This is a genomic window from Actinoallomurus soli (genome assembly GCF_024055715.1).
GTDB lineage: Bacteria > Actinomycetota > Actinomycetes > Streptosporangiales > Streptosporangiaceae > Actinoallomurus > Actinoallomurus soli.
In genome coordinates, this window is record NZ_JAMXMV010000002.1 from 65,345 (window position 1) to 78,834 (window position 13,490).

The 13,490-nt window shown below is 70.3% G+C and carries 15 protein-coding genes; 8 read left to right on the forward strand and 7 right to left on the reverse strand.

All coding sequences use genetic code 11. The features are described 5' to 3' along the window. Positions 1 to 13: 13 nt before the first annotated feature. Positions 14 to 1,291, reverse strand: coding sequence for a D-arabinono-1,4-lactone oxidase (locus NDW01_RS06170; RefSeq protein WP_252817528.1), 1,278 nt, complete (start codon positions 1,289 to 1,291; stop codon positions 14 to 16). 213 nt (positions 1,292 to 1,504) lie between these two features. Between NDW01_RS06170 and NDW01_RS06175 the strand changes: the two genes are divergently transcribed. From NDW01_RS06175 to NDW01_RS06190, 4 genes are all read left to right on the forward strand, one after another. After that, positions 1,505 to 3,316 carry an ABC transporter ATP-binding protein gene (locus tag NDW01_RS06175; RefSeq protein ID WP_252817530.1) on the forward strand — a complete coding sequence of 604 codons (1,812 nt, stop codon included), beginning with the start codon at positions 1,505 to 1,507 and terminating at the stop codon, positions 3,314 to 3,316. Further along, positions 3,313 to 5,142 carry an ABC transporter ATP-binding protein gene (locus NDW01_RS06180; RefSeq protein WP_252817532.1) on the forward strand — a complete coding sequence of 610 codons (1,830 nt, stop codon included), beginning with the start codon at positions 3,313 to 3,315 and terminating at the stop codon, positions 5,140 to 5,142. Before NDW01_RS06175 ends, NDW01_RS06180 begins: the two co-directional genes overlap by 4 nt. A gap of 257 nt (positions 5,143 to 5,399) precedes the next feature. Continuing rightward, the gene (locus NDW01_RS06185; protein ID WP_252817534.1) at positions 5,400 to 5,873 is read left to right on the forward strand and encodes a hypothetical protein; all 474 of its coding nucleotides are present in this window, start codon (positions 5,400 to 5,402) and stop codon (positions 5,871 to 5,873) included. A 137-nt stretch (positions 5,874 to 6,010) separates the two neighbouring features. Next, positions 6,011 to 6,331, forward strand: coding sequence for a hypothetical protein (locus NDW01_RS06190; protein WP_252779862.1), 321 nt, complete (start codon positions 6,011 to 6,013; stop codon positions 6,329 to 6,331). Positions 6,332 to 6,640: 309 nt separating this feature from the next. On the opposite strand, the gene NDW01_RS06195 is transcribed toward NDW01_RS06190, so the two are convergent. Further along, positions 6,641 to 6,871, reverse strand: coding sequence for a hypothetical protein (locus NDW01_RS06195; protein WP_252817536.1), 231 nt, complete (start codon positions 6,869 to 6,871; stop codon positions 6,641 to 6,643). 148 nt (positions 6,872 to 7,019) lie between these two features. Between NDW01_RS06195 and NDW01_RS06200 the strand changes: the two genes are divergently transcribed. Then, positions 7,020 to 7,883, forward strand: coding sequence for a DMT family protein (locus tag NDW01_RS06200; RefSeq protein WP_252817538.1), 864 nt, complete (start codon positions 7,020 to 7,022; stop codon positions 7,881 to 7,883). Positions 7,884 to 7,891: 8 nt separating this feature from the next. On the opposite strand, the gene NDW01_RS06205 is transcribed toward NDW01_RS06200, so the two are convergent. Next, on the reverse strand, positions 7,892 to 8,143 hold the full coding sequence (locus NDW01_RS06205) for a DUF4236 domain-containing protein (protein WP_252817539.1): 252 nt from the start codon (positions 8,141 to 8,143) through the stop codon (positions 7,892 to 7,894). Positions 8,144 to 8,306: 163 nt separating this feature from the next. Between NDW01_RS06205 and NDW01_RS06210 the strand changes: the two genes are divergently transcribed. Next, positions 8,307 to 8,816 (forward strand): hypothetical protein, encoded by a 510-nt coding sequence (locus NDW01_RS06210; protein WP_252817541.1) that lies wholly within the window; start codon positions 8,307 to 8,309, stop codon positions 8,814 to 8,816. Between the two features lie 118 nt (positions 8,817 to 8,934). Next, positions 8,935 to 10,092 (forward strand): alpha-hydroxy-acid oxidizing protein, encoded by a 1,158-nt coding sequence (locus tag NDW01_RS06215; protein WP_252817543.1) that lies wholly within the window; start codon positions 8,935 to 8,937, stop codon positions 10,090 to 10,092. 44 nt (positions 10,093 to 10,136) lie between these two features. Here the strand turns inward: NDW01_RS06215 and NDW01_RS06220 are convergent, their stop codons facing one another. The 3 genes from NDW01_RS06220 to NDW01_RS06230 all read right to left on the reverse strand — a co-directional run bounded on the left by NDW01_RS06220 (position 10,137) and on the right by NDW01_RS06230 (position 11,318). Then, the gene (locus NDW01_RS06220; protein ID WP_252817545.1) at positions 10,137 to 10,553 is read right to left on the reverse strand and encodes a PIN domain-containing protein; all 417 of its coding nucleotides are present in this window, start codon (positions 10,551 to 10,553) and stop codon (positions 10,137 to 10,139) included. Further along, entirely contained in the window at positions 10,529 to 10,840 is a 312-nt protein-coding gene (locus NDW01_RS06225; RefSeq protein ID WP_252817547.1) for a hypothetical protein, read from the reverse strand. Before NDW01_RS06225 ends, NDW01_RS06220 begins: the two co-directional genes overlap by 25 nt. Positions 10,841 to 10,994: 154 nt before the next feature. Further along, a complete protein-coding gene (locus NDW01_RS06230) occupies positions 10,995 to 11,318 on the reverse strand; it encodes a hypothetical protein (RefSeq protein ID WP_252817548.1) in 324 nt (107 codons plus the stop codon). 106 nt (positions 11,319 to 11,424) lie between these two features. On the opposite strand from NDW01_RS06230, the gene NDW01_RS06235 reads away from it, so the two are divergent. Beyond that, complete coding sequence (locus NDW01_RS06235) at positions 11,425 to 12,426, forward strand: aldo/keto reductase (protein WP_252817550.1); 1,002 nt, start codon at positions 11,425 to 11,427, stop codon at positions 12,424 to 12,426. 75 nt (positions 12,427 to 12,501) lie between these two features. Here the strand turns inward: NDW01_RS06235 and NDW01_RS06240 are convergent, their stop codons facing one another. Then, positions 12,502 to 12,984: a hypothetical protein gene (locus NDW01_RS06240; RefSeq protein WP_252817552.1), complete on the reverse strand. Its 483-nt coding sequence runs from the start codon at positions 12,982 to 12,984 to the stop codon at positions 12,502 to 12,504. Positions 12,985 to 13,490 lie beyond the last annotated feature (506 nt).

Consider the following 13,490-nt stretch of genomic DNA (forward strand, 5'->3'; position numbering starts at 1 on the left):
ACGACGCGGCGGGTCAGTCCAGGTCGGCGAAGAGGTGGCGGGTGAGGAAGTCGTTGGTGAAGACGCCGTTCGGGTCGTAGTCGCGGGCCAGGGCGTGGAAGTCAGCTAGGCGCGGGTACCGCGAGCGCAGCGCGTCGGCGGAGGTGGTGAACAGCTTGCCCCAGTGCGGCCGGGCCTCGAAGGGCGCCAGGCGCTCGTCGAGCAGCTCCAGCACGGGGCGCACCGCTTCGGCGTCCTTGACCCAGGTGAAGTGCAGGGCCACCGTGTCCCGCCCGTAGGACGTGCTCATCCACAGGTCGTCCGCCGCGACGGTCCGGATCTCGCAGATCTGCAGGACGGGGGCGATCCGGTCGCGGACCTCGTTCAGGGCGTGCAGCGCCTCGACGGCGCGGGTTCGGTCCAGGAGGAACTCCGACTGCAGCTCGTCGCCGCTGCTGCTCGGCGCGAAATCCGGCCGGAAGTGCGGCAGCCGGTCGTACCACGGTCCGGGCACACCACCCTGCTCGGTGCAGGCGACGGGGGACATCGCGGGCACCGGGTGCCGGGGCCCGTCGGCGGCCCGGGCGCCGAACCACTCCTCCGGCATCGGGTCCACGTCCGCCGCGTCGACGCGGTCCTTCACCCACACCTGGTCGATCCGCGCCTCACGCCACGTGGTGAACAGGCTCACGCTGTACGCGCCGGACACCACCGCGGAGAAGCGCTCGTCCAGGACCTCCAGCGGCAGCCCTTCGTACACCCGCTGCCGCACGTCGAACGTCGGCGCGATGTCCAGCGTCACGCTCACGACGACGCCGAGGGCGCCGAGCCCGACGACGGCCCCGGCGAAGCGGTCGCCGTCCCGCTCGCGGCTCAGCGCGACCAGGTCACCGGCGGCCGTGACCAGCTCCAGCCCGGACACCGCCGTGGCGAGGTTGCCGTTCCTCTCCCCCGATCCGTGCGTCGCCGTCGCGATCGAGCCGGCGACGGAGATGTGCGGCAGGGACGCCAGGTTGTGCAGGGCGTACCCCTTGTCGTGCAGCTCGCGGCTCAGCTCGGCGTATCGCACGCTCGCGCCGACCTTCACCGTGCCGGCGGCGCCGTCGATCTCCACCGCGGAGGGGAGCTCCGCCAGCGAGATCAGGGTGTCCGGCGTGTCGGCGATGTCGTTGAAGGAGTGGCCGCTGCCCAGCACGCGCACCTTCGAACCGCGCGTCACCAGGCCGCGTACCTCGTCGAGAGAGGTCGGGTAGCGGACCTCCTCGGCCCGGAAGCCGATGTTGCCCGCCCAGTTCCGAACCGCACCGGCCACCGGCCCCCACGCACCTTTCGCCCTCGTCGGCCGCCCTGCGCGGTCGATCTGCCCACCTCGCACGATATGCCCTGCCGGAAAACGCGTTGCCGCCGTGGCCGCCCTCTGTTGTACTCCCGAGGTACGAGCAGCCGACCGAGGAGATGGTCATGCGCACTGCGTACGTGTCCGCCCAGCAGGTATTCGCCGCCTACGCGAAGGACACGACGCCACGTGCGACCATCGAACCGACCGGCGCGGGCAGACGCCGGTAAGACCACCTCGACCGGTAAGACCACCTTCACCGGTAAGAGCACCTCGACCTCCGTCCTGGGCTGCCTTCGCCCAGGCCCTCGCGCGACTGCGGCCCTGGCCGCCGCGATCGCGGCGGCGACCGCACTCCCGCTCGCCGCACCCCAGCTCACCCGGCGTTTCGTCGACGAGGCCATCGGCGGCGCGAGCACCCGCCGCCTGGTGTTCGTCGCCGTCGGCTACCTGATCCTGGCCGTCGCCGGGCAGGGCGCCCGTACCCTCACCGCCTGGCTGGCGAGCCGCCTGGCCTGGGACGGCACCAACCGCCTGCGGGAGCGGCTGGCCGAGCACGCGCTCGGCCTCGACATGGGCTTCCACGGGCGGCGTACGCCCGGCGAGCTGATCGAACGGGTCGACGGCGACGTCGTCGCGATCGCCGAGTTCGTCGTCGCCTTCCTACTCGACGTCGTGGCCGGCGTCCTGCTGCTGGCGGGCGTGCTCGTCGTCATGCTGACCGTCGAGCCGCTCATCGGCGCGCTGCTGCTCGCGTACTGCGCGGCGATCGGGTTCGCGATGGCACGGGCGCAACGGCTGGCCGTGCCGTCGGCCGCTCGTTCCCGCGCGGAATACGCCGCGCTGTTCGGCGACATCGAGGAGCGCCTGGCCGGGCTGGAGGACCTCCGCGCGAACGGCGCCGGCGAGCACGCGGTCAACCGCGTCCACCGGGCGAGCGGCCGCAAGTACCGCGCGGAGTTCCGGTCCGAGCGCGTCGGCAGCGGCCTGCTCGCGGGCACGTCGGTGGCGTTCGCGGCGGGTACGGCGCTGGTCCTCGCGGTGGCCGCGTGGGCCCGCGGGTCCGGAACGCTGACCGTCGGCACCGCCGTGCTGCTGTTCCAGTACACGCAGATGGTCCGGACGCCGTTCGAGCGGCTGATCGACCAGTTGCGGGAGTACCAGGCGGCGCTCGCGGGCGTCGCCCGCGTCCGTGACCTCCTGGCCGAACGCCGTACGCTGCCGGAGCCCGCCGATCCCCGGCCGCTGCCGGCCTCGGGCCCGCTCGGCCTGCGGCTCGACGGGGTCGGGTTCGCGTACGCCGACGACGGCGTGCCGGTGCTGTCCGGCGTCGACCTGACGCTGGCGCCGGGCGAGACGCTCGGCCTGGTCGGCCGTACGGGCAGCGGCAAGACCACCATCGCCCGGCTCGTCCTGCGCCTGTACGACCCGACCGAGGGCGTCGTACGGGTCGGCGGGCTGGACCTGCGGGACGCCGACCCGGAGTCGGTACGGCGGCGGATCGGCGTCGTCACGCAGGACGTGCAGTTGTTCACCGCGAGCGTGCGGGACAACCTGACGTTGTTCCGGCCGGGCCTGGCCGATGACCGGCGGCTGCGGGAGATCCTGGACGAGGTCGGCCTCGGCGCGTGGCTGGCCGGGCTGCCCGACGGTCTCGACACCGGGCTGGGCGGCGACGCGGCCGGCGTCTCGGCCGGTGAGGCGCAGTTGCTGGCGTTCGCCCGTACGCTGCTCGCCGATCCGGGGCTGGTGGTGCTGGACGAGGCGTCCAGCCGGCTGGATCCGGCGACCGAGCGGCGCGTCGAGGAGGTCGTGGACCGGCTCCTCGCCGACCGTACCGGCGTGCTGATCGCCCACCGGCTGTCCTCGCTGGCGCGGGTGGACGTGGTCGCGGTCGTCGACGGCGGCCGGATCGTCGAGTGCGGCCGCCGGGACGCGCTGGCGGCCGATCACGGCAGCCGGTTCGCGCGGCTGCTGAGCGCGGCGGGGGTGGCGCGATGAGACCCGTGCCGACCGTGATGGCCGGTCTGGCCCGCTCCTCCGGGCTGGGCCGGTACGTGCTCGGCGCCCTGCTGTGGCTGCCGACGTATCTGTTCCCCATCGGCGGCGGCCTGCTGCTCAAGGAGGTGTTCGACCGGCTGAGCGGGGATCGGGCCGCCGGCCTGCCGGGGGCGCTGTGGCTCTGCGCCGCGTTCGTCGGGCTGGAGGTGGTGCGCGGCCTGAACCTGGTGACCGCCTGGGCGTACGGCGTCTACTGGTGGGAGGCCGCGGCGACGACGCTGCGCGTCAACGTCCTGCGCTCGATCCTCACCGCCCGTGGCGCCGCCGCGGCCCGGCTGCCGTACTCGTCGGGTGAGGCGCAGGCGCGGCTCCGCGACGACGTGAGCGACCTCGTCCAGGTCACCGATGACCTGGTGGACCTGACCGGCACCGTGCTGTTCGGCGTCACCGCGCTGGTGATCATGGCGACGGTCGACCCCGCCGTCACGCTCGCCCTCGTGCTGCCGATGATCGCGGTGGGCGTGCTGAGCCGGCTGCTCGGCACGGCCGTCCGGCGGCTCCACCGGCGTGCCCGGCGGCTCGGCGCGGTGGTGACGGCGCACGTCGGCGACGCGTTCGCGGGCATCCTCGCGATCAAGACCGCCGGGGCCGAGGACGCGGTGCTGGCGCGGCTGCGCGCGCACAACCGCCGGCGGCGGAAGGCCGCCGTGCGGGACCGGCTCGCGACCGACCTGCTGGACACGGTGACGAGCGCGACCGTCGAGATCGGCATGGGCATCGTCCTGCTCATCGCCGCGCCCGCGATGCACCACGGGAGCTTCACGGTCGGCGACCTGGCGCTCTTCACCGGCTACCTCGGCTGGCTGACCGCGCTGCCGCGCTCCCTCGGCACGTTCCTGTACCGGCTGCCGCAGGCGGCGGTCGCGGCCGAACGCCTCGGCCGGCTCATGGCGCCGCACGAGGACGTCCACGACCTGGCGCGGGTGAGCGGCGTCTGGTTCCGCCGGGATCCGCCGCCGGTCCCGGCGCCGCCGCCGCACCCCGACCCCCTCGATGTCGTCGAGGGCCGGGGCCTGACCGTGCGGTACGGGGGCGGCCGCGGGCTGGACGCCGTCGACCTGCGGATCGAGCGCGGGTCGTTCACCGTGATCACCGGAGCCGTCGGAGCCGGCAAGACGACCCTCGTACGGGCGCTGCTGGGGCTCGTGCCCCTGGACGCGGGGACGGTCGCCTGGAACGGCCGGCCCGTCGACGACCCGGGGACCTACCTGGTCCCCGGCCGGGTGGCGTACGCGAGCCAGATCCCCCGGTTGTTCTCCGACTCCCTCCGGGAGAACCTCCTGCTCGGCGCGGACGGCGAACGGCTCGCCACCGCGATCGGGCTCGCGGCCTTCGACGCCGACGTGGCGGCCATGCCGGACGGCCTGGAAACGGTCGTCGGCCCCCGCGGCGTGCGGCTGTCCGGTGGGCAGGTGCAGCGGGCCACGGCCGCGCGGGCGCTCGTACGGGCACCGGACCTGCTCGTCGTCGACGACCTGTCCTCCGCGCTGGACGTGGAGACCGAGCGGCTGCTGTGGGAGCGGATCGCCGACGCCGCGCGCGACGGCCGCGGACCGGCGACGCTGCTCGTCGTGTCGCACCGCCGGGCGGCCCTCGAACGAGCCGACCGGATCGTGGTCCTCGACCGGGGACGCGTCGTCGGTCGGGGCCCGCTCGACGAGCTGCTGGAGGACTGCGCGGAGATGCGCCGCCTGTGGACCGGCGAACTCCTCGCCGAGGCCGAGGAGGAGGCGGAGGAGGAGGCGGCGGACACCACCGTCCAATGACCCGGAGAGGCGGACCGGTGCTCCTAATCGACTTCCACCTTAGTGGTATTGACAGGTCGATAATGAGTCGGCTATTTGCGCGAGTCCTGCCATATTCGCTTGAACGCAGGTCACCAGGGCATCGCGCCTTCGACTCGAACGGAATCATGCGGTCGTTATGTGTTCGTGATGTTCTTTCGTCAACCAAGGATCCGAGCGGCGGGTCAAATAGGGCAGAAGGCGGCCATTCGGCTCGCCTCATCGAGGGGAACATCACCATGGGAATCAGCCGCCGCATTTCCGCGCTGCTCACGGTCGCCGCCATCGCCACCGGCGCGATGGCCACCACCACCGCCGCCGAGGCGTCCACCGCCAAGTCCAGCCCCTGCACCAAAGCAGCCGGCAAGTACCACGGACGCCTCATCCTCACCGCCAAGCTCACCGGCCACGACTCCGAGGGCCACCCCAAGGCCACCGGCGGCACCCTGCGCGTCTACCACTCCGCGACCTGCAAGACCCTCTGGGTCCGCGTCGACGAGTCCGCCGAATACGCCCACCGGGGGACTTACATCTTCACCAGCATCCAGTACTACAACACCAAGACCCACAAGAACGACTACGCCTGGGAGACCCGCAAGACCGCACGATCCCTGGTTTCCAAGGCCGTACCCGCCGGCCACGGCAAGGCCGACGTCAACGGCGGATTCGTTGCCGACTACCAATTCGTCTCCCCCCACCACGTCCGTTTCTGATCTGGAGAGGAGCCCTCTGCTGCGTTAGCTGAAGACTGTCGTAGTGAGCGATGACTCACTATGGACCCATGAGGCGATGATCAGGTATTTCGCTTGAATTCATTCCCTCGAGATCAAGGAGATGATTCATAGTGCGCATGGGGAAGATCACGATGGCTGCTCTCATGGCCGGTGCCACGGTGGCGGCGGTCGGGCCATTGGCGGCGCCCGCCGACGCCGGGACCGGGACGGATTTCCGAGTGGCCGGCGTCAGGATCTGGGCGAATGGTGCGCTCAACGACCCTTACTCGGGGATCCTCGGGCTGGGCTACCCGGGTCAGGGCTTCGACGTCGACATGGTGTATTCCGCCCCCGCTTACACGTGCGACAACGGTGTGACGTCGTGGACGTCGTTGCACGGCCGCGACATCGCGACCGGCGTCACCGGGTTCGTGCCCTCCTGCAACACAACCTGGTGACCTCAGGCCACGACCGAAGGCAAAGCGGCTGTCGGTGAGCGTCTGACTCCCACGCCGAACTCGGCGAGCGAGCGAACGCGCAGCCGAGCACCTGGAAGATCTTGACCAGGCTCCGCTGTTGCCCCTACCGGGCCGGTCACGGCCCGGTAGGGGCAGCAACCGAACTATCCCCCGGGGTTTCGTCGCACCGCGGGCCCACCGCCGGCGCGGCGGCAGGACCGGGCCCACCCGGGGGCGGGGGGCCCGGTCCATCCGGGGCCGACGGGCCCGGTCCACCGGAGGAGCGGTGGGCCGGGCCCCATTGCCCGTTCAGCCGAAAAGGGGGAACAGTTCGGCGACCGGACCGAGGGACTCCCGTTCGGCCGCGGTGAGCGGCGTGCGGCCGGTGCCGACGCGGACGTAGTGGACGTCGTCCCAGTCCTGGGCCAGGGGCCGGCCGGCGAGCCCGTCGAGCACGTCCCGGACGAGGCGGAGCACCTCCGGTGCCGGCGGCGGACCGGGCAGGTGCGCCGTCAGGTCGAGGTGGTGGACAGTACGCACGTTATGACCGGTCGGTAGGGAATGGCCCGATAAGGACGGGCCGGCGGGACAACCATGACCTCCCGGCCGGCGTCGTCGCCGGTCGCCTGCGGCGGCGCGAGGGCGTACCGGAGCGGACAGCACGACCGATCGGCCCTAGGCTCGGGGAATGGTCTGGAGTCTGCTCGGGGCGGTCGCCGCCGCCATCTGCTTCGGCACGGCGAGCGTGCTGCAGGCCCTCGCCGCCCGCACCGCACCCACGGGCACGGGCGTCGACCCGCGGCTGCTGGTCCGCCTCATCCGGCGGCTTCCGTTCCTCATCGGCACGGGGCTGGACGTGCTCGGCTTCGTCGCCGAACTGGCGGCGCTGCGGTCGCTTCCGCTGTTCGTCGTGCAGGCGGTCATCGCCGCGAACCTGGCGGTCACCGCGGTCGTCGCCGCCTGGGTCCTGCACGTCCGCCTGTCCGTACGGGAATGGGCGGCGGTCGCCACGGTCTGTGTCGGCCTGGCCCTGCTCGGCCTGGCCGCCGGCCACGAGAACCCGGCGTCGGTGAGCCTGACCTTCCGGCTCGCACTGCTCGGCTGCGTCGTCGTGATGGGAGCGGCGGGAATGGCGGCCGGGCGCCTGCGCGGAGAGACCCGGTCTGCGGTGCTCGGGTTCGTCGCGGGCCTGGGGTTCGGGTTCGTCGCCATCGGCGCGCGGGTGCTGGTGAGCCTGTCCCCGCTCGATCTGCTGACGGACCCGGCGGCGTACGTCATCGCGGCCGGCGGTCTGTCCGCGTTCCTGTTCTTCGCGACCGCGCTGCAGCGCGGCTCGGTGACCACGACCACCGCCGCCATGGTCGTGGCCGAGACCGTCGTGCCGGCGCTGGTCGGAGTCGTCCTCCTGGGCGACGGCACCCGTCACGGGTACGCCTGGAGCGCCGTGCTGGGCTTCCTCCTGGCCGTCGCGGCAACGCTCGCCCTCGCCCGCTTCGGCGAGCCCGCCACGGAGACGGCCGAGCCCGCCCCCGCGCCGACGTCACACCACTGAGCCCGGGCTCAGACGCGGTCGCGGGCGCGGCTGCGGGACTTGTTCTGCTTCCAGGACAGCGGACCGGGCAGATCGACCCGATGCGCACGGCTTCGGGAGTTCCACGACCAGCGACCGATTTTGATGCTCCACGACGAGAAGCCGTGCTCGGTGAAATTGAAGATCAGCGGCCCGAACTTCTGCCGCTTACGGAACATCACGCCCATCGCCGCGCTCCCCTTCGTTCCTTGCCAATAGATGCGCCAGCAGATGCCCGCCATGCCCTGAGCCAAACTTCCCGCAGTTGAATGCCAATGACCCGGCGCCCGCCGTCGCGGTACTAGTGCCGGGGCACCATTCGGAATCGGGACCCGGGGATCTGTTCCCGAGACTCCACGACCAACAGGATGTGGCCGTCGATCCCCTCGACCCCAAGAGGAAACGATGACCACTCTCCGGATCTCCCGTCGCGTCGGCATGCTCTCGGTCGCGGCCGCGGCGGCGTTCGCGCTGGTGCCGATGGCCTCGGCCCAGGCCGCCCCCGTCAAGGCCGACGGCTCCGTCACGACCGCCGGCGCCTCGAAGAAGACGTACTTCACCTTGAGCGGGCTGGGCACCAGGCTGAGCGGCATTCCCAAGGGCAAGGCCTGGGTGGGCTGGCACGACGGGACGCTGACCGACAAGGCCGAGTGGAGCGTACGGGTGACCGACATCGCGAGCGGCAAGTGGTGCGCCCAGGCCCGGATCATCCTGGACGTCCCCGGGAACGACGTCGAATACACGAGCGGCAAGGCCTGCGGTAAGGGCAAGCACCTCGACTGGAAGAAGACCTCGACCGGCAAGGCGTTCCTGCGCGGCGTCAAGGTGCAGGTCTGTCAGAACCTGCCGGTCAGCAACGCCCAGCAGAAGTGCGTCACGAAGAAGTACATCAAGAACCCGTACTACCACTACTGATCCGCACGGCGCGTCCCGGCTCTCACCCGACCCGGGTGAGGGCCGGGACGCCGCCGCCGGCACGGCCCACCCGCGCGACCAGGTTGACGGAGCGTGCTCACGGGGTAGCACGCCAGATATGGCAGCTTTTGCTGAATACCAGAACGAGCTGTACGCCCAGGGACTGTCCGGGCATCAACCGCAGTACCCCATCAAGTTCGCGGACCTGGAGGCGAAGGCGTCGGCCGCGATGCCGCCGAAGGTCTGGGGGTACGTCGCCGGCGGCGCCGGTGATGAGCACACCCAGCGGGCCAACTGCGAGGCGTTCAAGCGCTGGGGCCTGTATCCGCGCATGCTGGTCGCCCCGGCCGAACGCGACATGTCGATCGAACTGTTCGGGGTGAAGCTGCCCTCACCGGTGTTCATGGCGCCGATCGGGGTGATCGGGGTCTGCTCCCAGGACCGCCACGGCGACCTCGCCTGCGCGCGTGCCTCCGCCCGCACCGGCGTCCCGTTCTTCGAGGGGACGCTGTCGGCGGATCCGATGGAGGACGTGGCCGCGGTACTCGGCGATACGCCCGGCTTCTTCCAGCTCTACACCCCGCCGGACCGGGACATGGCCGCGAGCCTGGTGCACCGCGCGGAGGCGGCGGGTTACAAGGGCATCGCCGTGACCCTCGACACCTGGGTCACCGGCTGGCGGCCGCGGGACCTGCGCGACTCGAACTACCCGCAGGTGCCCAGTGGCTGCCTGACCAACTACACCAGCGACCCGGTGTTCCGGAAGCGGCTGCGGCCCGGCGACGATCCCGTCGAGGTGGCGGTGCGCACATTGCCGATCTTCGGTGGACCGTTCAGGTGGGACGACCTGGACTGGCTCCGGTCGCAGACCGAGCTGCCGCTGATGCTCAAGGGCATCTGCCATCCCGACGACGTCCGCCGCGCCAAGGACCACGGCGCGGACGCCATCTACTGCTCCAACCACGGCGGCCGGCAGGCCAACAACGGGCTGACCGCCCTGGACTGCCTGCCCGACGTGCTCGACGCCGCCGATGGGCTGCCGGTCCTGTTCGACTCGGGCGTACGCGACGGCGCCGACATCATCAAGGCCCTCGCGCTGGGCGCCGCGGCGGTGGGAATCGGCCGTCCGTACGCCTATGCCCTCGCGCTCGGCGGCGTCGACGGCGTCGTGCACGTCCTGCGCTCGCTCCTGGCCGAAGCGGACCTCATCATGGCCGTCGACGGCTACCCGACCCTGAAGGACCTCACCCCCGAGTCACTGCGCCGCGTGGCCTGACCGATCCGGGCACCCGCGCTGCCCGAGCGACGCTCACCAGCAGCTCATACAGGTACGACCCGGACGGCTTTGCCGCATAGCTTCGTCATGTCGTCCTCGTCGGAGGTAAGGATCACGACCGGCTTGGCCGAGCTCAGAGCGGTCGCCGCCACGACCGCGTCGATCGCGTACTTGTGCCCGTGTAGCCCCTGGGCGCGCAACAGCTCGACGGCCGCCATGCTGATCTCTTCACTGACCGGTTCGATCCTCAATCGGGAGAGGTGCCAACGGAGTCGATCCGCCGTGGTGCGGACGTCTTGGGCCTCTATGGGGGTGAGGGCGCTGACCACGACCCGAAAGTCGTTGTCCTGCGCTTCCCTCACCAAAGCCGTGACCCTTTGATCGGCCGCGCACCATTTGACCAGCCCCTCGCAGTCGAGGACCAGGGTGCCCGCGCTCAGCCTGCTTCGCGACCGCGCCACCCGGCATCCTCCTGGAGCTCAGGCGCGCTCTTGACGGCACGGAACAACTCGGTGGCCTCATCCCGGAGTTCCTGAGGGATCGGGCCCGCCTCCGCCTCGTTCGCCTCAAGAGCCTCTTCCAGGAGGTCCCGCTCGAGCTGCCGCTCCACCGCAGCGTCGACATAGGCGGAGAAACCCCTATGCCCGGCGCGTTCCCGGACCGCGCGAACGTTACCCGCCCGCAGTGAGACGCTCACCTTGGCGATAGGGCCTTCCCCCAGTCCGTACCGGCTCTCAGAATCAGCCATGGATCCACTTTACTACTAGAAGTAGCAAAGCGGGGGTCGCGGACAGGGCTCGTCTGACAAGAGCCTCTGCTGCGGCCTCGAGGCAGCAGCAGGTCCTCAACGCCCGAGGCCGCCGGAGCGGCACGGACGGCGATGTACAGCACGTTGCCCAAGGTCACGTCCCACTCGACTGAGGCGACGGCGAGTCGCTGAGGATGAGGTCGGCCATCCGGACGAGGCGCGCCGCATATTCGCGTCCGTCGCCATGAGGGAGCGTTGGAAGAAGCTTCTGGAGCACGCGGTTACAGTCATCCAGGATCACGCGCTTCTCGGCGTCCAGCTCTCCACCCAGATAGCCACTGACGCAGCCGGCCATGTAGGTGTCGAGCAGCGCAACGGGTTCGCCGTCGGCCTCCAGCCCCTTGAGGTCATCCGGGAACGTCAGCCCGAGATGCTCCGCCCACAGACCCGAGACCTCGTCGAAGACCGCTTCGTTCATTCGGTGCGGGAAATGTCCACCGGACGACTGACCCCTGTGCCGTAGTAGCCGTTCGGATTCTTGGCGTCTTGACCTAGAGTGCACTCCAAATCCTAGCGTCCGCGGCATGAGGAATCGATTTCTCGGTAGGTCCGGTCTCCAGGTCAGCGAGCTCTGCCTGGGCACGATGATGTTCGGCGTGGAGACGGACGAACAGACGAGTCACCACATCATGGACGCCTACGCCGAGGCGGGCGGAACCTTCCTCGACACCGCCGACGTCTACGCCCAGGGCGGTTCCGAGGAGATCCTCGGCCGCTGGCTGAAGACCAAGAACCGCGACGACTTCATCATCGCCACGAAGGCGTTCAACGCGATGGGCCCGGGCCCGAACGACCGCGGCTTGTCGCGCAAGCACATCCTCGACGCCGTGCACGCCAGCCTCCGCCGGCTCGGCACCGACCACATCGACCTGTACCAGGTGCACAACTGGGACAACGCCACACCGCTCGAGGAGACCCTGTCGACCCTGGACACGCTCGTACGGAACGGAACCGTCCGGTACGTCGGCACCAGCAACTTCTGCGGCTGGCAGCTGCAGAAGGCCCTCGACCTTTCGGCGATGCACGGCTGGGAGCCGTTCGTGTGCCTTCAGCCGCTCTACAACCTGCTCGACCGCGACGCCGAGTGGGAACTGCTCCCCGTCTGCCGAGCCGAAGGGCTCGGGGTGATCCCCTGGTCGCCGCTGCGGGCCGGCTGGCTGTCCGGCAAGTACCGGCGCGGCACGACCAGCCCGTCGGACGGCAGCCGCGTCAAGCAGGGTGAAGTCTCCGGGACGATCCCCTGGAGCAAGTACGCCACCGAGCGCACCTGGCGGGTGGTCGACGAGGTCTCCGCGATCGCGGAGGAGACCGGCCGTACGGCGGCGCAGGTGTCGCTGCGCTGGCTGATGCAGCGCGCGCCGGTCACCGCCCCGATCATCGGCGCGCGCACCCTCGACCAGGTGAAGGACGACCTCGCCGCCGTCGAGTGGTCACTGACCGCCGAACAGGTGGACCGGCTCACCTCGGCGAGCGACATCGAGCCGCCGTACCCGTACAAACTGCAGTCGCGCTTCGCCCGGCGCTGACCGCCCGTATACAGCCTACCTCCGGCCCGACGCGGCCGGAGGTCAAAGCGGACCGGTGCTGTAACCCGATGTTCCTCACCAGCGCTGCGCGGCGGCGTTCAGCGACTCCGCGATGAGGTCGAGATCGTCGAGTGTGACATCCGCACCGGCTGCGTTACGTATCCAGTGGAGCGTTTCCTTGCGCCCGTGTACGAACCAGCGGTCGACATGAAGCGCGATGTCGTATGCAACCGCGGCGTCGACGGCACGGATCTGAGCCAGCACGGCAGGCCGTGTGGCCTCGTCAAAGATGAGGCGGACGATGTCGAGCAGGTCGGTGCCCTGTTCGCCGGCAGATCGGTTCTCCACTGCCTGGAGTTTCATTGCGATCAGCGGACCCGATTCGGCTACCGGCGTGATGACCTCGACATGCTCGCCGTTCGTACGGATCACTTCGATGGTGAGGTCTGTTGCGGTGTCATTGGCCCAGGCGTGTGCCGAAGCATGGAGGCGATCACCCGGGTCGTCGCTGGGCTGGTCAAGTTCTGCCTGCCGGACTTCGAGCACGTCGACCTTCACTGCGCCGTACGGGGTGGGCAGTAGGGACCGCCGCCGGTTCAACTGGCTTGGCACCGTCGGCCGCGCGGAGCACCTCAAGATGAGGCACGCCGCCGACCAGACAATCGACGACGTCTAGGTCGACCGTGGCGCGATAGGGGCTCGACAAGCGCGACAGGCCCGCGAGCCCACCGACGATGACGGGTGGCTGGCCGATGAGCGTACGGACCTCTGGCAGTCAACAGCGCGATCACGCACCTGAGCGTCAAGCTTCCGCCGAACAGCCTTACACCTACTTAGAGCCCTGGCCAACACAGCACCCACGGAAGTCACTCGCCAGAAGTCCTGATCAACGGGCCTGCGTCAACATGCCCTGATCTGGCGTCTTCGGTCCCGGAGTCGGCGCGCGCTCCTTCCACACCGTGAGGGAGAAGGGGTTGCCAGGGTTGAAACCGAGTCCGGAAGCAGTCGCGTGGGGTAAGCGCCAGGCCAGCGGATCTGCCAGCTCTCGGAACGCCCGACCAGTT